Annotated in this window: 26 protein-coding genes; 22 read left to right on the top strand and 4 right to left on the bottom strand. The window is 42.0% G+C overall.

The window, feature by feature from the left end; translation table 11 throughout:
• Positions 1–10: 10 nt before the first annotated feature.
• The gene (locus tag IBX48_RS00865) at positions 11–334 is read right to left on the bottom strand and encodes a metalloregulator ArsR/SmtB family transcription factor (protein ID WP_296829648.1); all 324 of its coding nucleotides are present in this window, start codon (positions 332–334) and stop codon (positions 11–13) included.
• Positions 335–583: 249 nt separating this feature from the next.
• Here IBX48_RS00865 and IBX48_RS00860 point away from each other — a divergent pair, with 249 nt between their 5' ends.
• Positions 584–1033 (top strand): DsrE family protein, encoded by a 450-nt coding sequence (locus IBX48_RS00860; RefSeq protein WP_296829646.1) that lies wholly within the window; start codon positions 584–586, stop codon positions 1031–1033.
• Between the two features lie 97 nt (positions 1034–1130).
• On the opposite strand, the gene IBX48_RS00855 is transcribed toward IBX48_RS00860, so the two are convergent.
• Positions 1131–1487, bottom strand: a complete 357-nt coding sequence (locus IBX48_RS00855) for an antibiotic biosynthesis monooxygenase (RefSeq protein ID WP_296829644.1) — start codon at positions 1485–1487, stop codon at positions 1131–1133.
• A 187-nt stretch (positions 1488–1674) separates the two neighbouring features.
• Positions 1675–2283 carry a superoxide dismutase gene (locus tag IBX48_RS00850; protein WP_296829642.1) on the bottom strand — a complete coding sequence of 203 codons (609 nt, stop codon included), beginning with the start codon at positions 2281–2283 and terminating at the stop codon, positions 1675–1677.
• 307 nt (positions 2284–2590) lie between these two features.
• On the opposite strand from IBX48_RS00850, the gene IBX48_RS00845 reads away from it, so the two are divergent.
• The 19 genes from IBX48_RS00845 (at position 2591) to IBX48_RS00755 (ending at position 16676) form a co-directional block, all read left to right on the top strand.
• Positions 2591–4003: a form I ribulose bisphosphate carboxylase large subunit gene (locus IBX48_RS00845; protein WP_296829640.1), complete on the top strand. Its 1413-nt coding sequence runs from the start codon at positions 2591–2593 to the stop codon at positions 4001–4003.
• A 34-nt stretch (positions 4004–4037) separates the two neighbouring features.
• Positions 4038–4382 (top strand): ribulose bisphosphate carboxylase small subunit, encoded by a 345-nt coding sequence (locus IBX48_RS00840; RefSeq protein WP_296829638.1) that lies wholly within the window; start codon positions 4038–4040, stop codon positions 4380–4382.
• A 30-nt stretch (positions 4383–4412) separates the two neighbouring features.
• Positions 4413–6587, top strand: coding sequence for a CsoS2 family carboxysome shell protein (locus IBX48_RS00835; protein WP_296829636.1), 2175 nt, complete (start codon positions 4413–4415; stop codon positions 6585–6587).
• Between the two features lie 5 nt (positions 6588–6592).
• Complete coding sequence (locus tag IBX48_RS00830; protein ID WP_296829634.1) at positions 6593–7591, top strand: carboxysome shell carbonic anhydrase; 999 nt, start codon at positions 6593–6595, stop codon at positions 7589–7591.
• 40 nt (positions 7592–7631) lie between these two features.
• Positions 7632–7883: a carboxysome peptide A gene (locus IBX48_RS00825; protein ID WP_296829632.1), complete on the top strand. Its 252-nt coding sequence runs from the start codon at positions 7632–7634 to the stop codon at positions 7881–7883.
• Positions 7883–8137 (top strand): carboxysome peptide B, encoded by a 255-nt coding sequence (locus IBX48_RS00820; RefSeq protein ID WP_296829630.1) that lies wholly within the window; start codon positions 7883–7885, stop codon positions 8135–8137. The genes IBX48_RS00825 and IBX48_RS00820 overlap by 1 nt, the downstream gene beginning before the upstream one ends.
• A 151-nt stretch (positions 8138–8288) precedes the next feature.
• Positions 8289–8588, top strand: coding sequence for a BMC domain-containing protein (locus tag IBX48_RS00815; RefSeq protein ID WP_296829628.1), 300 nt, complete (start codon positions 8289–8291; stop codon positions 8586–8588).
• A gap of 75 nt (positions 8589–8663) precedes the next feature.
• Positions 8664–8972: a BMC domain-containing protein gene (locus IBX48_RS00810; protein WP_296829626.1), complete on the top strand. Its 309-nt coding sequence runs from the start codon at positions 8664–8666 to the stop codon at positions 8970–8972.
• A 45-nt stretch (positions 8973–9017) separates the two neighbouring features.
• A complete protein-coding gene (locus tag IBX48_RS00805; protein WP_296829624.1) occupies positions 9018–9566 on the top strand; it encodes a ferritin-like domain-containing protein in 549 nt (182 codons plus the stop codon).
• Positions 9563–9811, top strand: coding sequence for a 4a-hydroxytetrahydrobiopterin dehydratase (locus tag IBX48_RS00800; RefSeq protein ID WP_296829622.1), 249 nt, complete (start codon positions 9563–9565; stop codon positions 9809–9811). The genes IBX48_RS00805 and IBX48_RS00800 overlap by 4 nt, the downstream gene beginning before the upstream one ends.
• A 348-nt stretch (positions 9812–10159) precedes the next feature.
• On the top strand, positions 10160–11485 hold the full coding sequence (locus tag IBX48_RS00795; RefSeq protein ID WP_296829620.1) for a SulP family inorganic anion transporter: 1326 nt from the start codon (positions 10160–10162) through the stop codon (positions 11483–11485).
• A gap of 159 nt (positions 11486–11644) precedes the next feature.
• On the top strand, positions 11645–12607 hold the full coding sequence (locus IBX48_RS00790) for a sodium-dependent bicarbonate transport family permease (RefSeq protein WP_296829617.1): 963 nt from the start codon (positions 11645–11647) through the stop codon (positions 12605–12607).
• A 16-nt stretch (positions 12608–12623) separates the two neighbouring features.
• Entirely contained in the window at positions 12624–12926 is a 303-nt protein-coding gene (locus IBX48_RS00785) for a hypothetical protein (RefSeq protein WP_296829614.1), read from the top strand.
• Positions 12927–12944: 18 nt separating this feature from the next.
• Positions 12945–13904: a LysR family transcriptional regulator gene (locus IBX48_RS00780; protein WP_296829612.1), complete on the top strand. Its 960-nt coding sequence runs from the start codon at positions 12945–12947 to the stop codon at positions 13902–13904.
• 81 nt (positions 13905–13985) lie between these two features.
• Positions 13986–14528 (top strand): SgcJ/EcaC family oxidoreductase, encoded by a 543-nt coding sequence (locus IBX48_RS00775; protein ID WP_296829608.1) that lies wholly within the window; start codon positions 13986–13988, stop codon positions 14526–14528.
• A 14-nt stretch (positions 14529–14542) separates the two neighbouring features.
• A complete protein-coding gene (gene rdgB, locus IBX48_RS00770; protein ID WP_296829605.1) occupies positions 14543–15160 on the top strand; it encodes an RdgB/HAM1 family non-canonical purine NTP pyrophosphatase in 618 nt (205 codons plus the stop codon).
• Positions 15161–15172: 12 nt separating this feature from the next.
• Positions 15173–15787: a BMC domain-containing protein gene (locus IBX48_RS00765; protein WP_296829600.1), complete on the top strand. Its 615-nt coding sequence runs from the start codon at positions 15173–15175 to the stop codon at positions 15785–15787.
• Positions 15788–15847: 60 nt separating this feature from the next.
• Positions 15848–16480, top strand: coding sequence for an AAA family ATPase (locus IBX48_RS00760; RefSeq protein ID WP_296829597.1), 633 nt, complete (start codon positions 15848–15850; stop codon positions 16478–16480).
• A complete protein-coding gene (locus IBX48_RS00755; RefSeq protein WP_296829593.1) occupies positions 16470–16676 on the top strand; it encodes a hypothetical protein in 207 nt (68 codons plus the stop codon). The genes IBX48_RS00760 and IBX48_RS00755 overlap by 11 nt, the downstream gene beginning before the upstream one ends.
• 173 nt (positions 16677–16849) lie before the next feature.
• Here the strand turns inward: IBX48_RS00755 and IBX48_RS00750 are convergent, their stop codons facing one another.
• The gene (locus tag IBX48_RS00750) at positions 16850–17146 is read right to left on the bottom strand and encodes a YcgL domain-containing protein (RefSeq protein ID WP_296829590.1); all 297 of its coding nucleotides are present in this window, start codon (positions 17144–17146) and stop codon (positions 16850–16852) included.
• Between the two features lie 183 nt (positions 17147–17329).
• Between IBX48_RS00750 and IBX48_RS00745 the strand changes: the two genes are divergently transcribed.
• Complete coding sequence (locus IBX48_RS00745) at positions 17330–19864, top strand: EAL domain-containing protein (protein WP_296829587.1); 2535 nt, start codon at positions 17330–17332, stop codon at positions 19862–19864.
• A gap of 124 nt (positions 19865–19988) precedes the next feature.
• Positions 19989–20963, top strand: a complete 975-nt coding sequence (locus IBX48_RS00740; protein ID WP_296829582.1) for an NAD(P)H-binding protein — start codon at positions 19989–19991, stop codon at positions 20961–20963.
• Position 20964: the final 1 nt, after the last annotated feature.

Raw genomic sequence — 20964 nt, 5'->3', positions numbered from 1 at the left:
CCTGTTTGAGTTAACAAGCTTCGCAAACCGATTGGTTTAAACGCGTCAAGTCGGCTTGCAGTTCGCTGATTTGAGTTAAGTCGATCGCTGATAACAAGGGAGCGGTGGCCGGTAATAAACGATAATGCGCCCAAGTGCCTTTTTTTTCAGCAACGACCAGCTCGGCATCGCGCAGGATGGCTAGATGGCGTGAAACAAAACTCTGACCAAACGCCAATACGCGCATGAGTTCACACACACATAAAGAGTCTTGTTGGCTCAGCAGGTTAATAATACGCAATCGCGCCGGATGGCCGAGGGCTTTATATTGGTTTGAAGCGTGATCCAATGTCATGGTTTGAACTCGTCTGTATTAATGTAGTTTGAACCTTATAGTCACATTCTAACACTCCTGGTTTTTGGGCAACAACTCGGTTTGGTATTTTGCGCTAAGCCGCTTATAACCGGTGTCGAGCTAAACCTGAGTGTTTGGGTGGGTTATTAGTTGGCTCTATGTGCCAATTATAATATTCAGCGCGCGTTTTATGTACTTGTTACATAGAATTAACTCGCTTTAACAAAATAACAATAGGAGTTTACAAGCATGAAGAAATTATTCGCTACCGTCGCCACCCTTTGGTTGATGGCACTTAGTGCCCACGCAGAATATGCTAAACCGAACATTACACACGAACCTTATGGCAATCAGAAGGTCGTATATCAGTTAAATACGAGTAATGTGGATATGCAGGTTCAGGTTTTGCGCAACATCAATAACCATGTTCGTGCTGTAGGTGCGGATAATATGGATTTAAATGTGGTGGTATTTGCAGGCGGCATGTCGGCGTTAGAAACTTCTAAGCCGGAAATTGTGTCTGCGATTGAGAATTTGCGTTCGCAAGGTGTGGATTTTTCGATTTGTAACAACACGCTCAAAGCGCGTAATGTCGATTGGCGTACCTTAAAAGATGTAAAAGAAACCGACATTGTGCCAGCCGGTGTGGCCGAGTTAGCGTATCTTCAGGGTAAAGGTTATATCTACGTTAGACCTTGATTATACTTGATTCATAAGACTTAACCATTGAGTGCGCAACACAGCTTTGCGCACTCTTCTGATTAATTCGATCTTGCCATTAAATCGCGTTATCTTCTTAATTGTTCGCCAATTTGGGTGCATCGTAATTTTCGGGTTCATCCGTGTAAACACACACATTCCATTTAGCGGCTAAGCCGGTTTCGGCAAGACAGTAGGTTTCGAAGAAGTTGACGATTTCTGCACGCTGACAATGGGCTTCAAAAAGCGCCATATTTTGCCAAATTTCATGAAACACAATCGGCAAACTTTCGCCATCCGCAAATGGGCTTTGAATATGTCGGGTCACGCGATATTGAATACAACCGTCTTCGCGCAGCGTATTAGGCTCTAAAGATTGCAGTATCCGAAATAATTCCGACTCTTTGCCTGGTTTAGGTAAAAACTGGGCAGTACAGTAAACACGGCTCGACATAGACTACTCCTTCAAAGTTAGAAAACTAACATGCTAGCACAGAAAAATGCATAAGGTTTTGAAACTTGATACCAAGTTAATCGAGGTGCCCAAGGGTAAATTGTGTTGAAAACTGGGAGGGGTAGACTTGTAAATATTAGAACCACCAGGCCTGATAGAACCACCAGGCCTGGTGGTTTAGTGGGGATTACCTGTTTAATTGATAAAGTTCAGCGACTTTATTCCAGTTAACCACGTCCCACCATGCATTGATGTAGTCAGGACGACGGTTTTGGTAACGCAAGTAATAAGCGTGTTCCCAAACATCCAAACCAAGAATAGGCGCGCCTTTAACTTCAGCGATATCCATTAATGGGTTATCTTGGTTAGGGGTTGAGGTAATTTGCAACTTGCCTTCGCCATTTACAATCAACCAAGCCCAACCTGAACCAAAACGGGTTAAACCAGCTTGGGTGAATTGGGTTTTGAAGGTATCAAAATCACCAAAGGTGGCTTTGATTTGATCGGCCAACTCACCTTGTGGTGCGCCCATGCTGTCTGGCGTCATTAGGTTCCAGAAAAAGCTGTGGTTCCAGTGGCCGCCGCCGTTGTTACGCACCGCCGGCGAAATTGAACCGGCATTTTTAACCAAGTCAATTAAGTCTTTGCCTTCGTTATCCGAACCAGCAATCGCATTGTTTAGGTTGGTGATGTAAGTTTGATGATGTTTGGTGTGGTGGATTTCCATGGTTTGGGCATCAACCGCCACTTCCAACGCATTATAGTCATATCCAAGATCGGGTAGAGTAAAGCTCATAGTTGCTCCCGTAAGATTTATGTGCAAAAAAATAATAGTAAAAAATGATCTAACACTAAATATTCTAACGTGAAAAGATGGGGGTTGAAAGGTTGAGTTGTTCTGTAGGTTATTAAATATTAATTATTTGTTAACTAGCTTGTTTAATAGGGGTAGATTTGATAGTTTAAAAATTAATTTTCTCAAACCTAATCCATAGGTAAAACTTAATGGGATGTATCGGTTATTCCAATTGGTCAGTATGGGTTGGTTTAGTTAATATGTTCAGTGAGTTCGTAACAACCTTTAAATTAGAGGTAATTTAAGTATGGCAAATCAATCATTTAATGCTGGTGTACAGGATTATAAGCTGACCTATTGGACACCAGACTATACTCCACTAGATACTGATCTATTGGCGTGTTTTAAGGTTATTCCACAAGCTGGCGTTCCTCGTGAAGAAGCAGCTGCCGCTGTAGCTGCGGAATCTTCAACTGGTACATGGACAACTGTGTGGACTGACCTGTTAACAGACATGGAGTTCTACAAGGGTCGTTGCTACAGAATCGAAGACGTACCTGGTAACAAGGATGCATTTTATGCATTTATCGCTTACCCACTAGACCTTTTTGAAGAAGGTTCAGTTGTTAACGTATTGACTTCTTTAGTTGGTAACGTATTCGGCTTTAAGGCGGTGCGTTCTTTGCGTCTTGAAGATTTGCGCTTCCCGGTGGCATATATTAAAACTTGTGGTGGTCCACCTGCAGGTATCCAGGTTGAGCGTGATCGTCTAAATAAATACGGTCGTCCGATGTTGGGTTGTACTATCAAGCCTAAGCTTGGTTTGTCAGCTAAGAACTACGGTCGTGCAGTCTATGAGTGTTTGCGTGGCGGCTTGGATTTAACAAAAGATGATGAGAATGTAAACTCTCAGCCATTCATGCGTTGGAGAGATCGTTTTGATTTTGTTGCTGATGCGATCCATAAGGCGGAAGCTGAAACTGGCGAAGTTAAAGGGCATTACTTAAACGTAACAGCCGCTACCTGTGAAGACATGATGGAACGTGCGGAATACGCGAAAGAGTTAGGTGTCCGTATCGTTATGCATGACTTCTTGACTGGTGGTTTCTCTGCTAACACGTCTTTGGCTAACTGGTGTCGTAAAAACGGTATGTTGTTACACATTCACCGTGCAATGCACGCTGTAATTGACCGTAACCCTAATCACGGTATCCATTTCCGCGTACTAGCTAAGTGCTTACGTTTGTCAGGTGGTGACCACTTGCATACTGGTACAGTGGTAGGTAAGTTGGAAGGTGATCGTGCTTCTACTCTAGGTTTCGTAGATCAGTTGCGTGAAGCGTTTGTTCCTGAAGATCGTTCACGTGGTGTTTTCTTTGATCAAGATTGGGCGTCAATGCCAGGTGTATTTGCGGTCGCTTCTGGTGGTATTCACGTATGGCACATGCCTGCGTTGGTTAACATCTTTGGTGATGATTCGGTTCTTCAGTTTGGTGGTGGTACGCAAGGTCACCCAGGTGGTAACGCTGCTGGTGCAGCTGCTAACCGTGTTGCTTTGGAAGCCTGTGTTAAAGCACGTAATGAAGGTCGTGAACTAGAGCGTGAAGGTGGAGACATTCTTCGTGAAGCAGCTCGTCATAGCCCAGAGCTAGCGGTTGCACTAGAAACTTGGAAAGAAATTAAGTTCGAATACGACACTGTCGATAAGCTTGATGCTTAATTTTGACCATTATATTTAGATTAAGGAGAATTCTATGTCAGTAATGACTTCAGGTGATTACCGTACTACGCGCACCTATGAAACTTTTTCGTTCTTGCCACCTTTAACACAAGACGAAATCTACGATCAAATTGTTTACATTATTAACCAAGGTTGGACTGTAGGTCTTGAGCATGATACGCCTGAGAATGGAGCTGAAAACTATTGGGGTATGTGGAAGCTACCTTTCTTTGGTATGCGTAACCCTGATCAAGTTTTAGCTGAAATTGAAGAGTGTAAACGTGCTTACCCTGATCATTTGATCCGCATCGTAGGTTATGACAACTATGCTCAGTGCAAAGGTCACGAGTTTGTTGTTTACCGTCCACGTGGTCTGTAATTAGAAAGGCCAACTCTTAGGAGGCTATGCATGAGTGATAATACTCAAGCCTTGACCGGACGCGCGGTAGCCCGTGCGAGACGTCAAGCATTAACAAAGGGTAAAGGCGCAAAGATTGATTATGCCGCTGCTGCCCAGAGTACCTCTGCACCTGTAAAGAGTTCGGCGCCTGAGCGGAGTGAGGAAACCCTTGCTCCGTCTAGTCGCAATAGATCAAGAGATATTATTGTTCAACAGCCAGTAATGACTGATGGCAGAAAAGCGTCTCTTGAGCGTCGAAAACAACAGGTAAAAGGTAAATCTTCACGTGGTGGAGCTCAACCGACTCGTCAGCCAAGAAAAACAGCTGAAGTTGCGGTAGAGACCACGCCGGTAGACACAGCCCAAACAGCTGAGCATGATCAAGCTGCACCTTCCAGTGCAAATAGAAATCGCTCAAAAGTAAATGCTGTAAAACCGGTAGCAGCCACACAGTCTAAGGGTCGTTTGGTTGCAAGGGCTTACAGAAAAGCTGCCTGTGAAGGTAAAGCAAAATTGCAAGCTAAGATGAGCCAGAATAGTGCACTAACCTGCATTAGTACGGCAGAATCAGGCGCAAGTTGTCGTGAAATTGCACGTCAGGTTCGTGAGCAACGTGCTACTCACGGTAAAGTGAAAGCTACTTCTTCACAGCGCCCGGCAGGTCGTATGTCAAAAAAGTCAGAGAGCAGCGCACCTGAAAAAGTCGGTATTGCAAAAACATCTTATGATCAGGATGTTAGTGGAACATTGGTTTCAAATACCAAGAAAATGACAGGTAGCGAAGCTGGAAGTTGTCGTGTAATAAGTGGTACAGAGTATACCGGGCCTGAAGAATATCAGGCTAAGTGTAGCTTTAAACCAGAGCCAAACCCACGCAAGGTTGCGTTGACTACAACCGCCTCTGGACTTGGTGTAAGTGGAACTGAAGTTGGTTTTTCCAAGTCAGTTACAGGTACAGAGTCAGGTCAATGCCGTAGTGTTACTGGTACAGAGTATTTACCTGCTGATCAGGGTGAAATGTTTTGTGGATCAAGACCAGAAGCTGGTCCTTCAAAAGTAAGTCAATCTAAGACAGTTAGAAACCAAGTTGTTTCTGGTCCAAGTTTGAATACTCGCCAAGATATGACTGGCATGGAAGCAGGTGCACAACGTGCCGTAACTGGAAGTCAGTACGTTTCTAGTTCTGCGCCTATGGGTAAAGAGCCTACGCGTCAAGCTCGTGATCAAGTGATGTCACGCTCTGATAAACATGATGTTTCTCACACGAGTGGTGGATCGCAAGTTTCGGGTACAAATGTAAATTTTTATAAGCCTGTTACAGGCGATGAGTCTGGATTTTGTAAAAATGTAACTGGTGGTCAGTATCAATCACAAGAAGTTCGTCAAGAACGTTGTGAAGATACATTGCCGCCTACACCTACAAAAACCATTCAATCACAGACCTTTGCAGGTCAAAAAATCACTGGAGATCGTGCTGGTTTAGGCGGGAAAATCACTGGTGCAGCTGCAGGGAACTGTAAAAGTGTAACAGGCTCTTCATATTTAAGTTTTGACGCAGTAGAAAGCTGTGGTGTTGAGCCTTCAACTCTGAAACCAGATGCGAATAAGTTTACACCACGGTCAGGACCGGCAACGGGTGGTCAGCCAAGCCCACTTGGTCTTACAGGTGCCCAAAAGGGTGTTTGCAGTCCAGTGAGTGGTACGCCCTATCAAGGTCTAGACCAAACTTCGGCTATGTGTCAGTCTAGTATGCCTTCAATGGCGGGTGAATCAGATTATCCAACGATAATTATGGCATCACCGCAGCCAATGATGGCTCAACCAGCGACCATGGCAGCAGGCGCATATTCTGCAGCAATAGCACATCCTGTTCCAATTATGATTGGTTCAGAGCAACACAATGAAGCAGACCAAGTTGTCGCTTCAAGAATTACAGGTGATGGCGCTGATTCAGGCTATTCAATTACAGGTGATTCTTGGAAAGGCGATGGTAAGGTTTCGGGAACGGACGGAAAGAAACGTAACGTCTCAATGCGAGGTGTGGAAACACGCCAGACAATGGGTGCACGTGATTTCAGACCAGTCTCGAACCCACAGGTTGCTGATATAAGCTCTATTACAGGTTCATCTGGCAACACGTCAAGTGGCGCGAGTGTAACTGTATCGGGTGGAGCGCGCGCTTAAAGCAAATGAAAGTTTCTTTAGCCTCGGAAAAGGTCATACGTTCGCCTTCTGGTAAGGCAATAACAAAGACTCATTTAGCTACTAAAATGGTTAAAAATTCGAGGGTGAAAGCGCACGCTTTTATACCGGGTGGAAAATTAGAAATAATTAATACTCGGTATATTAACCAACTGGTTTCATCAGGCTTCTGGCTTAAAAGTTCGATAAAACGAGATGCTCTACAAGTTGTAATAACAACACTCAAGAAAGTGGAGGTTTTAAAAAATTGTGAGTTTTTTACTGTAATAGCCCAGCAAACAATACAAGAAAACCTTGGATTGCGTGTTCCCTGTCAAGTGTTTGATAAGGTGTGGTTAGAGCGAAAAGACAAGTCTAGGATTGGACGTTTTGTTTTAGCCTTATATTGGTTGGTTATTCCAATAAAAAATTTGCTTCGTAAACAGTTTAAAGATAAAGCATTAAAAAATCTGGGTAGGTGGCAGTGGGAAGCAAAGACATATTGCACTGATACAAACCTGCTCATAAGAGATTTTATGTTACTGACTCAGTCTATTGATTTAGATGCTAGCTTAGTTAATGCCGCCAATATGGCTTGCTTAAAGCATGTTGACGGAGATTTGGTTAAGGTGGATGTAAGTAGTTTAACTGAATACGAATATGCTCATAGACGCGGTTTGTCTAAGCAGATAATGACAGAATATGAGCTTGACAAGGATCTAGCATCTTTAAATAAGGTGCTTGAGTTAACCTTTGGATATCGACACAATAAAGTTGTATGGTTAGGAATAACGGATGGTCTGACAAAGCACACTATTAACTTATCAAGTTTATATGCTTTGACTGACACCTTGGCGATTGACCTCGTTTCACGGGCGCATCAGAAGTTTATTAAGGATGCCATTTACGCACTACCGTTTACACCTACAGTTAACATTCAATTGTTAATTGAAGTATTAACCCTACAACTGGTCGCGCAGGATTATACCGTGCGCTTATTTAAATAAAGCGCATATTACGAAGTTGTAAATTAGGTTTTAATACACTATGAAGATTATGCTGGTTGATAAAGCAATTGTGTCTACAAATCGTATTGCATCAATGGATCACAAACCTCTGTTAATCGTTAGAGATAAGCCTGACGGTAGTCCACAAGTTGCGGTCGATCCTGTTGGTTGTAAACCAGGTGACTGGGTACTTTGTGTAGGAAGTTCTGCTGCTCGTGATGCGACAGGTACAAAAGCTTATCCAAGTGATTTGACCATTGTCGGAATTATCGATAAGTGGGAGACTGACTAGTGGAGATTCACCAGGTAACACATCGACTCATATTAACCAGTCGATTAGATGGCATGGGTCATTTACCTGTAAAAGTTTTGTTAAGTGTCTCTGGTGGAGTAGCCGTTGCACTTGATCCTATCGGATGTGAGATTGGCGATTGGGTGTTTACTATCGCTAACTCTGCGGCAAGGACCGCAGCTGGTGATGATCGTTATTTAACTGATCTAACAATCAGTGGCATTATTGACAACTGGGTAGTGCAAAATTCTTAAGTTGTTTGTTTTCAGAGTGAGATTTATTCTCACTTAAGAGTAAGGATTTAAATCGTCTATAACTATGGATGATTTAAAAGTATTTTTAACAGTTACGAACTCACTTATTAATGTAATTTGTTAAATTTAATTTTTTTATTAGGAGAATGATATGTCTACTGAATATGGTATTGCATTGGGTATGATCGAAACCCGTGGTTTAGTTCCTGCTATTGAAGCAGCAGATGCTATGACTAAAGCTGCTGAAGTTCGCTTGGTTTCTCGCGACTTTGTTGGTGGTGGTTATGTAACTGTTATGGTTCGTGGTGAAACTGGTGCAGTAAACGCAGCGGTTCGTGCTGGTGCGGATGCTTGTGAGCGTGTTGGTGACGGCCTGGTTGCTGCGCACATTATTGCTCGTCCACACAAAGAAGTTGATCCAATCCTGAACGGTAACTTAATTCAAGATTAGTTTCAAAGAATCATTTGAACTTTAACCCTGTTACGAACTCAAAACAGCGTTTAAATTCATTATGGAGATTTTAGAATGAGCAATGAACATGGTATTGCACTGGGTATGATTGAAACACGCGGTTTAGTTCCAGCGATCGAAGCCGCTGATGCGATGACGAAAGCGGCTGAAGTTCGTTTAATCACACGCGAATTTGTCGGTGGTGGTTACGTTACCGTTTTGGTTCGTGGTGAAACTGGTGCGGTAAATGCAGCAGTTCGTGCAGGTGCAGATGCTTGTGAGCGTGTAGGTGATGGACTTGTTGCGGCACACATCATTGCGCGTCCGCACAAAGAAGTTGAACCTGTACTTGTTGCAGGTATTAAACCAGCTTCTCGTCTGTAAATATTGCAGTAAGCATGAGGCTTGCCTCATGCTTAAGGAGTGGTTATGACTTATCAAAGAACAGCTAGAAATAGTGTTATGGCAGGCGTAGGTCAATATACTAGGCGTGAGCTTGCTGGTTCAGCCGCTATGAATCCTCAGATTTTGGGTTTTCTTGGTAGAGCCATGAGTCTAGAATTCAGTGCAGCACAACAATATTTGGCACATGCCGCGTTATGCCAGGCTCGTACAGAAAATCAATTTGCTGAAGAGTTTGTTCAACTTGCGAATGAAGAGTTTCGTCATGCATCAGAATTAACTGAGCGTATGGTGGATCATGGTGCATTACCTTCAGGTACTGTATTAACACCATCAAAGCCTTCTTTTAATATCATTGAAGCTTTGTCGATTTGTGAATTGAATGAAATGCAATTGATAAACTTGTATGAGCAGGCATATAAGCTTAGCTCAAATATTGGTTCAGTAGGTGATGCTGAGTTATTCGGTAGATTATACGAAGAGGAAGTGAGTCAACTTCATCGCATTCGCCAATGGTCTGCTGATTATATTGCCAAATCTCATGCACCGCATCCGATGAAAGGAGGTTTTGCATGAGTCTAAATTGGAAGGAAAGTAAAAATGCCTCTAGTTTAGAAGCTAAATTTGTTTTTGAAGGTTATGAAACACTGCGTGATTTTTTAGATGATGTTGCGCAGTTGACTGAAGAGATGGAGGTTCATCCCAATATTAGCTTTGGTCGTGATTATGCTAGCTTAATAATTTATGCACAGAACGAAACCCTGTCTGAACAGGAGCGTGATGTTGCAGCAAAAATATTAAATTTGGTCAAATCTGATTAACCTCACTTGCTTAGTAATTACTGATAGGTTTTTTATCTATCAGTAACCTAATTCCAAAAGGCTGGTCTGACCAGCCTTTTTTTTGAAATTAGCTCGTGTTTGAGTGTTTTCATCAGCCGTACTTAAGCTGCGGTGATTTCATTAAAAGTGAACCCACTTGTTTTGTGAAGAACTTAATAACCTAATTTCTTTGCAAACAGTAATTGCAAACCCTTAAGGGGCATGCTTAAACCATAATCATTCATAGCCAAAAGTTTAAATGATGAAACCTGGTAACAAAACTCCGACATAAGTTGTGAGTTATTACAGAATGTACGTTTATGCATAAATGAAGTGGTATTGTTAACTATGACAGCTAATAAAACGCAAGAAAATGGTTCAAAAGAGGATAAAGTCTGTACAAATGATAGTTGTGCAGCTTTTCAGAAACAGTATTTAGTTCGTGACACCCAAGCGGGAATTATTACAGCTACTATGGCGATACCCTTGTCGATAGGTATTGCGATGATGTCAGACTACCCAATTCAGGTTGGGCTGGCTACGGTAGCATTTGCCTCGTTTGTTGGATGGCTTTTTGCTTGGTTTAGGCCTGGTAACTTTATCGGTGCGCCAGGTATTGCAGCGGGCCTTGCTCCGATTCTGGCAATGGGTGTTTCCATGTTTGGAATTCAGAACATGGCCTTTATTATTTTCCTAACAGCTAGCTTTCAAGCTCTTATTTGGCGGTTTAATTGGCAACGTTATATCCTAATGGCGGTACCTACTTACTTGGTTGAGGGGTTGCTTGCAGGAATAGGGTTAAAAATTGTTTTGGCATTTATAGTGTTTACTTATGAGTTGCCAGCTGGGCTAGAGTCAGTATCTGAATTTTTTTCAGCGGATCGTGTTACAGCAATTTTCTTATCTATTATAGGGGCGCTTCTATTTTTGGTGCTTTTTAAGCGTTATAAGGATAGTAAACCCGCAATCCCCTATTTTATTTTGATTTTATTTGGCATTGTGGTATCACTTTTCTTTCCGCTTGCGATGCTAAATGTAGAAGATGCAGAGCTAAGTTTGGCATTGCCTATTCCTAATTTTGATTCATTTAGTATCTGGATGTATGCAATTGGTTTTGCTCTAATGCTGGCTGTAATAGATGTGATTGAACAAGTGATGAGTAATGCCGCGATTGAGAAAATCGATCCATTAAAACGTAAGTGCAATAGTAACAATAGTTTATTGTCCATATGGGTATCTAATATGGGGTCTAGTTTCTTTGGTGGGATGACTAATTTAGATGGTTTAGCAAAAAGTTCGACCAACCGACTTGCAGGTGCTTACACTAAGTTTTCGGTGCTTATAATCGGGATAGTGATTACGTTTTTCGTGATCAACGTAGAATATCTCGAGTTTTTACCTAAGTTTGCTTTAGGTATTATTATGGTTTTCGTTGGCATTAAGATGATTCTAGGGCTTTTGCATGTAGCACATCATGGCCCGTATGCATTGTTGTTAGCAACCGTCTGCGGACTGCTAGTGTATCAAGTTGGTATTTTTGAAGGTTTATTGATTGCACTTGCTATCCATGCAGTTATTAGTTTTGTTATTTTTAGCAGAATAGAAAACATGTCGACTAACACTATTGTGCGAGGATACTTTAATAAATTTAAGGATGAAAACGGACTTAATTAAAAGGTAGTAGGGGTGACTCATAGGCTAGGATCAATGGATTCTAGTTTTATAATCAATTATTCAGGAATTTAAAATTGTTTTAATATGGCTCTAGTTTATTAAATACCACTTATAAGGGGTCATATCATGGGTTTGGATGCAATTCTCATTCCGGCGATTTTGTTTTTTGCTTTAGGTGTTTTTGCAAAGGTCATTAAATCTGATCTTAAGTTTCCTGAAGGTCTATCGAAAGGTTTATCTCTTTACCTTTTGATTGCGATAGGTCTTAAAGGTGGTGCTGAGCTTGCAAACGCCGAGCTGGGATTGGCTATAAAATCTATTTTTTGGGCCGCGGTATTAGGCTTTTTGTTACCCATTATTGGTTATATGTTGTTACGTTTCCGTGACCGTATTGATAGGATGAATGCCGCCGCAATTACAGCGCATTATGGCTCAGTAAGTGCGGGTACTTTTTTAACGGCGGTTGCGTTTTTAGAAGCCTCTGGAATCAGTCACGAAACCTACCCTATTATTATGATGGTGGTGATGGAAACACCAGCCATAATTATCGGGCTTTTATTGGCTGCGATGGCACGACGTCAAATACAATTAGCTGAGAATACGGGTGACGCTGAAAGCCCTAGCGTTCCTTGGAAGTCACTGCTACATGAGGCCTTAACTAATGGCAGTGTAGTTTTATTACTAGGTGCTATGGTGATTGGCGCGGTAGCAAGTCCTGAAGCGATGCAGAAAGTTTACCCTTTCTCTCACGAGATTTTTATGGGTGTTCTTTGTTTATTCTTGCTAGACCTCGGCATGGAGGCTGCGAGAAGAATGAAGTCATTTAAAAAAGTAGGTGGCACCCTAGTTGCGTTTGGTATCGTTATGCCCATTATTGGTGGGTTAATAGGTATATTTGTGGGTGCGACCTTGCTTGAGTTTAGTGTCGGCGGTACGCTTCTGGTAGCAATTTTGGCTGCGAGTGCATCATATATAGCGGTTCCGCCAGCCATGCGTATGGGAATTCCAGAGGCAAACCCATCCTATTATTTGACTCTTGCACTTGGTGTTACCTTTCCTTTTAATGTGTTGATTGGCATACCATTATTTTATTCGATTGCCAATTGGTATATTGGCCTGTAATTTTGGAGTTTGAACGATGTCTTGTAACCAAAAGTTGATGCAGATAATCACATCTAATACCTTAGAAGACCGCGTAAAAAAAATATTTAGAAAGGTCGGTATTACAGGTTTTACTTTCTTTTATGTTTCTGGAGAAGGAGACTCGGGAGTTCAATCGGGCCACTTTGATGCGGACAGTAATATTTTATTTATGGTTATGGTCAATGAAGATCAGTATGGTCTTGTGAGTGATGAACTAATGAAAGACGTTAAAAAGGGCTATCACTATTTTATGTTTAGTTTGAATGCAGAAGTTTTAACACCTAGTAAGTGTAAATAAGTCTTAAGGTTGAGTAATGTGACAAAAAATGCGCAGGAATTTGGTTCTAGCCATCACTTAATCCGGTATCTGACTTTGCGTCAGATTCAGGTTTTTGAAGCAGTTGCACGTTACAGTAGTTTTACAAAAGCAGCTGAAGCTTTGCATTTGACTCAACCGACTGTTTCGACTCAAATAAAAAGTTTTCAGGAAAGTCTCGATGTTCCGTTGTATGAGCAAATCGGCCGTAATATATATTTGACAGATGTAGGTGAAGAGGTGGCGTACTCTTGTCGCCAGGTGATTGACGTGCTATCAAACCTTGAAATGAAATTAAATGATTTCAAAGGTATGAGGAAAGGTCGTCTAAGGGTCGCGGTAGTAACGACGGCAAAGTATTTTTTACCTTTAGCACTGGGTGATTTTTCAAAAAAATATCCTGATATTGATTTATCTTTTACCGTTTGTAATCGAGAAACAATTTTAAGTCGAATTGAAGAGAATCTGGATGACTTATACATCATGGGTCAAAAGCCGCCAACTTCACTAGATGCCGTTGTTATACCTTTCGCTCCAAATCCATTGGTATTTATTGCACATCGAGATCATAAACTCGTTGGGGTTAAAAACATTTCATTAACTCGCATTGCTGAAGAGCCTGTTTTGATGAGAGAAGTTGGTTCAGGGATTCGTTCCGCGGTTGAGGAAAGGTTTAATCAACAAGGTTTGGTCATTAACGAAAAGCTTACATTAGAAGGTACAGAGACCATCAAGCATGCTGTATTTGGGGGCTTGGGTATTTCAGTTGTGCCTAAGCACTCACTATATATAGAGGGCGTAGAAGGGCCCTTGGCTATTTTAGATGTTGAAGGTTTCCCGTTAGAAAAAGAGCTGAATATTGTTTATCCTACGGGTAAATCATTGTCAATTTTAGCCAATGAATTTCTAGAGTTTTTACTTGAAAAAGGTACTGAGTACTTTCAGACAGCCAAAACATAGTGTCGAGCTGGTTTTTAATCTAATCTAATTTATTGGTTAGTTTGCTTCAGGCTTAGCAAGACAAATAAAAGGAATAATAAAATGAAAAATCAAACGGTTCACATAACCGGAACACTTGGTATCGAAAGTCAAAATAAGGCACGGGTCAGCTTAAGTACTTCATTGAGAACCCCTTCTCAGCTAGTGACAGGCGTTTCGTCTCGCCCTATAGATACCTTGTCGGCTAACGAGCATAGTTTTTGTGCGCCAGTAGATGAGAAGTTGGCTGCAGAGCTTTTTGATAAATGGAGTGCGGCCTTAAAAACACTTAATCCCAAAGCCGTTTCTGCGCTTTATGCTGATGACGCCGTATTGCTACCAACGGTATCAAATTTAGCCAGAACAAACCTGGCTGAGATTGAAGATTATTTTTCACATTTTTTAGAAAAAAAGCCTGTTGGAACTATTGTGCAACGTAATGTTAAAAAAGGTTGTAATAAATTAACGGACGCTGGGATTTACTCTTTTCGGTTGACAGATAAGTCAGGTACGAAAGAGGTTCCTGCGCGTTATACTTTTGTTTATGAGTTCCGTAATAATGATTGGAAAATTGTTCATCATCACTCGTCTGTGATGCCTGAATAAACAGGATTTATCTAATGTATTCTCCTTATAAACTAGCGGGCTATCAAAACACTAAGCCGATTGTTTTAGCGTCTGGTAATCCTGGTAAGCTTGTAGAGATGCAAGCGGTTTTGAAAGGTTACTATGTGTATTTGCAGTCTGAGTTCTTTTCTGATCAGGTAGAGGAAACAGGCCATAGCTGCATTGAAAATGCTATTCTTAAAGCTCGCTTTGCCGCAGAGAAAACTGGATTACCGGCTATCGGTGACGATTCCGGTTTGTTTGTTGAGGCATTGAATGGCGCGCCGGGTTTGTTTTCCGCTCGATTTGCCGGTGAAAACGCTGACGATTATGCTAATGTGCAAAAATTATTGAAAGTAATGCACGACGTTCCGGAGGGCCATCGACAGGCTAAATACGTTTGCACTATGGCTTATGTAAGGCATGCTATGGATCCCTTGCCGATATGTGTGACGGCGGATTGGACCGGTTATATTTTGAATGAAGCCCGTGGTAAAGAAGGTTATGGATATGATTCTGTTTTTTATCTTTTGCGTGAAAGGGCAACCGTGGCCGAACTCACACCCGTTATTAAATCAAGGCTAAGTAATCGTACGCAAGCCTTGCGTGCCCTGTTGGCACAAATAGATTAAGTACTAAATATTATGATTAAACTTAGAACATATATAAACATCAATTCACTTCAACCGCAGATTGCATCCTATATGGGTACAGCCTCACAGGGTTTTTTACCTGTGCCAGGAGACGCTTGTCTTTGGTTGGAAGTCGCTCCTGGTATGGCCGTTCATCGTTTGACGGATATAGCTTTAAAATCATCCAACGTGCATTTAGGTCAGCAGTTAGTTGAGAGGGCTTATGGCTCAATGTTTATACATCACCGTGATCAGAGTGATGTGCTGGAATCGGGAAAAACAATGTTGGATTTTTTAAAAACAACAGAGTGTAACCGTCAGAAGTGTCGGATAATGTGGAATGAAATAATTCGATCTATAATGCCAGACCATGCGGTTTTGATTAACAGGGATAACCGTCGAGGTTCGATGATGTTACCTGGTCATAGTATGTATATTCTTGAGACAGAGCCCGCTGGTTATATTGTATATGCCGCCAATGAAGCTGAAAAGGCGGCTAATATTACACTGATCGAGGCTAGAGCTATTGGTGCATATGGCCGATTGATTTTGGCAGGTAATGAGGCTGATATAAATGTCGCCGCTGAAGCCGCTACTCGGGCCATAGAACAGTTAACGGGTATTTAATGAGCTATCCGAATGTTATTGCGTTAAAATTTTAAACAAGATATTTGTTAAGTAGGCACTATGATTATTCAAATTGGCAATATCAAAGGCGGCTGTGGTAAAAGCACTTTAACTGTTAATCTTGCGGCCTTATTAGCGTCTAAAGGTAAAGATGTGATCATTGTTGATGCTGATCGGCAAGGCACCTCCTCCAACTGGTGTTTAGATAGGCAGGAGTTAGACTTACCTCGTGTCCACCATGTTCAGGCATTTGATAATATCCGTGATACCGTTTTGGATCTGGGTAAGCGTTATGAGTACGTACTGGTTGATGCTGGTGGCCGAGATAGCAGAGAGCTTAGAACAGGGCTTACCGCTGTAGACACCTTGCTAGTGCCATTTAGACCGTCTCAGCCTGACTTGGATGTACTCCCAAGTTTGCAAGAAATAATTTTACTATCTCGAGATTATAATCCAAATCTTCGAGTTCGTGCGGTATTAACCCTTGCTCCAACTAATCCATCGGTTAAGGAGGTTGAAGAAGCCCAAGGGTATCTTGCCGATTATAGTGAATTGTTGTTGTTGAAAAGTATTGTCCGTGATCGAAAGGTATACCGAGACTCAATGGGTATGGGGCGTGGTGTCGTTGAAATGGATAATGAAAAAGCTAAACTTGAAATAAACCTTTTATGGGAGGAAATAGATGGTAACTAGACGTAAACCAAAAACTACACAAAATAATGATTCGGTTGTAAGTGATGAAGTAGAAAGCACTTCTGCAAGTGAAGTTGCAGAACAGAAGCCTTCTGCACCGGTAACTGAAAAAAAACAACCGCCACAAAAACAACCTGCTGTAAAGAAAGAGCCAGAAAAAAAAGTAATTTTAAGTCGTCGTGTTTGGCCTGATTAGTTTTAACCTATTAAGCCGATAAGAGTTATATTCTTATCGGTTTTCCGCTTGTTGACAAAATTACAGCTCTGGCCTGTTTTAATTTGCTACCCTGTATTTATTAGTAGCCAGTATTTTAGTCCCGAGTTTGTAGATGCTTTTGAAGCTTACTTTTAACGTCTTAATTCGTAATTTTAAAATATGTTGTCTAGGCGCTCTGGTGGCGGTGGCATGTCGCTGATCTTTTCGATTTCATTGGGCGGCATTTGCATATAGTAGCCTTTACTATGCAAATTTTCTAAGACTTGTTTTGCATCTTCACGCCCCATTTTGCGATCTTGGGTGAGTTCAAAATCGATGACGTGCTCAGGTTTGCCAAACATGACTAATAGCTCTTTGGGTAACTCATCCAGCCCGCTGACCTGCGGAATAAATAAAAACAGTTCATTTTTTTTAGGGCTTTTATAAGCCGATACCTGCATGGGTTGCATAATCACTCCTTTCAAAATCGATTTTGAGCGCTATTTTAGCAGACTTAAGTCGCGGTCTTAATCAATTGCTGACGCATACCGTTTAATCTTGCCTATTCAAAAATCGTTTAATCTTTAATCTGGATTACTTTAGAATGGTCGCATAAATATACTCGGTGTGTGCACCTGCTTAGGAGTCTTGTTGTGCGAATCAGAAAATGGCTGGGATTACCGATTGGCGTAAGCCTAACCTATGCCATATTGGCGGGTTTATGGATAGGTTTGTCAGACTATATTTTGGTATTTTTGGTTAAATCGCCTGATTTACTTGTGACTCTTAGCCTGACAAAAGGCTTGCTGTTTGTCGCGATTACGGCTTTATTGCTTTATGTGTTGCTGACCAGCTGGCAAGGGTTAAATCGGTTAGAGCGGGTTGAAAAACCATTAATCCGTTATAATCGTTGGTTAATTGCTGGTTTTTTTGCGACAGCTTTAATGGTTCCGATTATTTCTGGGGGCTTAATCTGGAAACAAACGCCTCAAGTAGAGCGCGAAACTCGAGATCGATTAATGGCCTTTTCGCAACTCCAGGCCGACCTGATCAATAATTGGCTAGCCGAACGCCAAGGTGACGCAAACAATTTAGCGAGTGACGTGTTTTTAATGCAGGCGATACAGCGCTGGCTAATTGTTGATGAAGATTCAGGTTTAGAGCAAATTCTGGACCGTGTATTTACGAATCGAATTAAAGCCTATGGTTATGATGCGATTGAAGTTTATTCTGCTGGTCAGTTGGTCAAATATTGGGGTGGTAAGGCGCACACTAACTCAAACATCCTTAGTCAGTTAATTTCTGATTCGGGTCGCGCCCAAGAAGTGATGCAAAGTAGCCTGTACAAAGATGAACAAGGCGTTTTGCATTTAGAGTGGCTGATACCATTTCCGGCTGAAGACATGGAGCGCAGTATTGTACTGGTGTTGCATGCTTCACCTGCTGACATTTTATTAAAAGCATTGCAGCACTGGTCAGCTGCACCAGATGGGGCAATGTCGTATTTAGTCGTTCAGGAGGGTAATACACCAAAGTTTTTGGGCCTGGATGAGGCTGGGCGTGCAGTTGTCGAGTTTAGTTGTATGCATTCATCTTGGTTGTTGCAAGTTCAAGGTGTTTCAGATTTGGGCTCGGTTATTAAAACGTGTGATGATGAAAAAATGGTGTTTGGCTATACTGACATTCAGAATGCTAACTGGACTGTGTTTACCCAAATGACGCAAGGTCAAGCAAGAGATCCTTTGCGAGAGCTAGTAGGTTGGGTTACTTTAATTTCCAGTTTAGCCATGGTTGCTTTAATGTTGATGCTCTGGATGATTTGGCGTCGTGAGTTGATGGCACACAAATTCGAAATAGAAACCCGAGCGGCTGAGAAAGATGCGTTGATTGATTATGTATCTCATTACGATCATATAACTGGCTTGCCTAATCGAGTGTTGTTTATGACACGTCTAAGTCATCAAATAAAACACGCTAAGCGTGAGCATAAAAAGATGGCACTGATTATGCTCGATTTAGATCGGTTTAAAGACGTAAATGACAGTTACGGTCACGCTGTTGGCGATGAGTTATTAGCCGCGTTAGCCTCTCGGTTGTCCGATCAACTTGGTCAAATGAATACCCTCGCCCGAATGGGGGGCGATGAGTTTGCGGTGTTGATTGAGGATTTACCTAATACCAAATCCGCTGAAGTGTTGGCGCATCGCATTGCGCAAAATATCAGTCAGCCGCTTCAGTTAACCCAAGGTGCCGAAGTTAGGGTGGGTGTAACGATGGGGATCAGCGTGTTTCCGGATCATGGGCAAAATGCCGATGCCTTATTGCAAAATGCCGATGCCGCGCTTTATCGCGCAAAAGCTGATGGTAAAGGCAGTTTTGCCTTTTATAACGACGAGTTAACCGAGCTCGCACGTCAGCGTGTGCGTCAAGAGCTTCAGTTAAAACAGGCGATCTTTAAAAAACACTTGAAGGTTTATTATCAGCCACAAGTCGATTTGAAATCCAATCACATTGTTGGAGCGGAAGCTTTAATTCGTTGGCTTGATCCCGAGAAAGGTTTTATTTCGCCGCTAAACTTTATTCCCATGGCGGAAGAAACCGGTTTGATTCAGGAAATAGGTGAATGGGTATTGCGAGAGGTCTGTACACAAGGCCAGGCTTGGTTGGCGCAAGGTTATCCGCCATTTCGTCTAGCGGTTAATGTATCGGCGCAGCAATTACGCCATGGCGGTGTGGATAAATTAATTAAAAAGATTTTGGATGAAACAGGGTTTCCAGCGCGTTATTTAGAACTGGAGTTAACGGAAAGTGCGTTGATGCAAGAAGTCTCGCACATAGATGAAACACTAATAAAGCTGCGCCAGCTAGGTTTGACTTTGGCCTTGGATGATTTTGGCACGGGTTATTCTTCATTATCTTACTTAAAACGCTTTGCGTTAGATGTGATTAAGATTGATCAGAGTTTTGTGGCTGACTTAAGTCACGAGCAAAACGGTCAACAAATTGTTAATGCAATTATTACCATGGGGCATGCGCTTGGCTTATGTGTGTTGGCAGAAGGCGTTGAAAATACCGATCAACTGGCTTATTTAATGCAACATGACTGTGACCTATATCAGGGTTTTCTTGTCAGTCAGGCGATACCCGCCGATGACTTCATGCGGCTTTATCAAAAGAGTCTAACCTAAGGGTTGAGCGGACTGAGCTGCTTGACCGGTTTAGAACTTTTCCTTAATATTGCGTGCTTTCGTCCTATTCGAATAGATTAACGCTGAATAATTCGGCCGTTCAGAACATAAGAGAGAATATTGAATGATGAAGTTGGGAAAAAAAGTATGTGTGTTAGGCGGTGCGGGCTTTGTAGGCCGTGCGGCCATTTCGGCTTTAACGGCGGCTGGCTATGAGGTTAGTGTGGCGGTGCGTCGGGTTGAGCGTTATCGCGAGTTAGCTTTAATTCCTGGTGTTCGGTTGGTGAGTGTTGAAAAACAAAGTGTAGATGCATTAGTATCTTTGTTTAAAGGTCACGATACGGTCATTAATTTATTAGCAGACCAAAGTAATCGTTCAGAAACCGTTGAAGAAGCCGATTTCGTTAGTGTTACCCAAGCCATCAAAAAAGCCGCCGAGCAGGTCGGCTTGGCTCGTTTAATTCAGTTGTCGCAAATCGGTGCCAATGCAACTCAAGCTAAATCTAACTGGTTGCGGGTATTAGGTGAAGCCGATAGCATTATTCACAACATGGCTTTCAGCAAAACCTCCATTTTACGAGCCGGCTTACTAATTGGTGAGGGTGATAACACCACGCGGCTATACAAAGCGCAGTTAGAACGTTCTACTTTTATGATGCTTCCAAACGCAGAAAAACAAGTTCAGCCACTTTGGGTTAAAGATTTTGCCCAAGCGTTGGTTGTAGCGATTAAAACCCCTAGTTGTTTTAATGCCAAAATTGAGCTGGCCGGTGAAGAACGTATGACGTTAATGGACTTGGCCGAATGGGTGAGTGGCTTTATGGGGTTGGAATCGGCTAAATTGCTGCCTATGTGCCAAGCGAACGCAAAATTTATGTTGTGGTTGGGCTGGTTAGCGCCTTTCAAAACAGTAGATGCCTATCAGCAAAAACAGTTGGCGGTTGACCTGGTTAGCCAGCAGGATTTTTCACGTCAATTTGGATTTGAACCAGCTAGTATCGAAAGTATATTATCAAGTTACATCGTTCCGCATAAAATTCGTCAACGTTATGAGTTTTTTCGTGAACATGCTGGGCGTAATTCAAGCGAGTTTAAGTAAA

Source organism: Thiomicrospira sp., assembly GCF_014859555.1.
Lineage (GTDB): Bacteria > Pseudomonadota > Gammaproteobacteria > Thiomicrospirales > Thiomicrospiraceae > Thiomicrospira.
The sequence above is the reverse complement of the archived record's forward strand: the minus strand, read 5'-3'. Positions and strand labels throughout refer to the sequence as shown.

Bases quoted from the DNA above. Each gene is read 5' to 3' on its own strand.
- IBX48_RS00865 (WP_296829648.1), bottom strand. From the start codon at position 334: ATGACATTGGATCACGCTTCAAACCAATATAAAGCCCTCGGCCATCCG.
- IBX48_RS00860 (WP_296829646.1), top strand. From the start codon at position 584: ATGAAGAAATTATTCGCTACCGTCGCCACCCTTTGGTTGATGGCACTT.
- IBX48_RS00855 (WP_296829644.1), bottom strand. From the start codon at position 1,487: ATGTCGAGCCGTGTTTACTGTACTGCCCAGTTTTTACCTAAACCAGGC.
- IBX48_RS00850 (WP_296829642.1), bottom strand. From the start codon at position 2,283: ATGAGCTTTACTCTACCCGATCTTGGATATGACTATAATGCGTTGGAA.
- IBX48_RS00845 (WP_296829640.1), top strand. From the start codon at position 2,591: ATGGCAAATCAATCATTTAATGCTGGTGTACAGGATTATAAGCTGACC.
- IBX48_RS00840 (WP_296829638.1), top strand. From the start codon at position 4,038: ATGTCAGTAATGACTTCAGGTGATTACCGTACTACGCGCACCTATGAA.
- IBX48_RS00835 (WP_296829636.1), top strand. From the start codon at position 4,413: ATGAGTGATAATACTCAAGCCTTGACCGGACGCGCGGTAGCCCGTGCG.
- IBX48_RS00830 (WP_296829634.1), top strand. From the start codon at position 6,593: ATGAAAGTTTCTTTAGCCTCGGAAAAGGTCATACGTTCGCCTTCTGGT.
- IBX48_RS00825 (WP_296829632.1), top strand. From the start codon at position 7,632: ATGAAGATTATGCTGGTTGATAAAGCAATTGTGTCTACAAATCGTATT.
- IBX48_RS00815 (WP_296829628.1), top strand. From the start codon at position 8,289: ATGTCTACTGAATATGGTATTGCATTGGGTATGATCGAAACCCGTGGT.
- IBX48_RS00810 (WP_296829626.1), top strand. From the start codon at position 8,664: ATGAGCAATGAACATGGTATTGCACTGGGTATGATTGAAACACGCGGT.
- IBX48_RS00805 (WP_296829624.1), top strand. From the start codon at position 9,018: ATGACTTATCAAAGAACAGCTAGAAATAGTGTTATGGCAGGCGTAGGT.
- IBX48_RS00800 (WP_296829622.1), top strand. From the start codon at position 9,563: ATGAGTCTAAATTGGAAGGAAAGTAAAAATGCCTCTAGTTTAGAAGCT.
- IBX48_RS00795 (WP_296829620.1), top strand. From the start codon at position 10,160: ATGACAGCTAATAAAACGCAAGAAAATGGTTCAAAAGAGGATAAAGTC.
- IBX48_RS00785 (WP_296829614.1), top strand. From the start codon at position 12,624: ATGTCTTGTAACCAAAAGTTGATGCAGATAATCACATCTAATACCTTA.
- IBX48_RS00775 (WP_296829608.1), top strand. From the start codon at position 13,986: ATGAAAAATCAAACGGTTCACATAACCGGAACACTTGGTATCGAAAGT.
- rdgB (WP_296829605.1), top strand. From the start codon at position 14,543: ATGTATTCTCCTTATAAACTAGCGGGCTATCAAAACACTAAGCCGATT.
- IBX48_RS00765 (WP_296829600.1), top strand. From the start codon at position 15,173: ATGATTAAACTTAGAACATATATAAACATCAATTCACTTCAACCGCAG.
- IBX48_RS00760 (WP_296829597.1), top strand. From the start codon at position 15,848: ATGATTATTCAAATTGGCAATATCAAAGGCGGCTGTGGTAAAAGCACT.
- IBX48_RS00755 (WP_296829593.1), top strand. From the start codon at position 16,470: ATGGTAACTAGACGTAAACCAAAAACTACACAAAATAATGATTCGGTT.
- IBX48_RS00750 (WP_296829590.1), bottom strand. From the start codon at position 17,146: ATGCAACCCATGCAGGTATCGGCTTATAAAAGCCCTAAAAAAAATGAA.
- IBX48_RS00740 (WP_296829582.1), top strand. From the start codon at position 19,989: ATGATGAAGTTGGGAAAAAAAGTATGTGTGTTAGGCGGTGCGGGCTTT.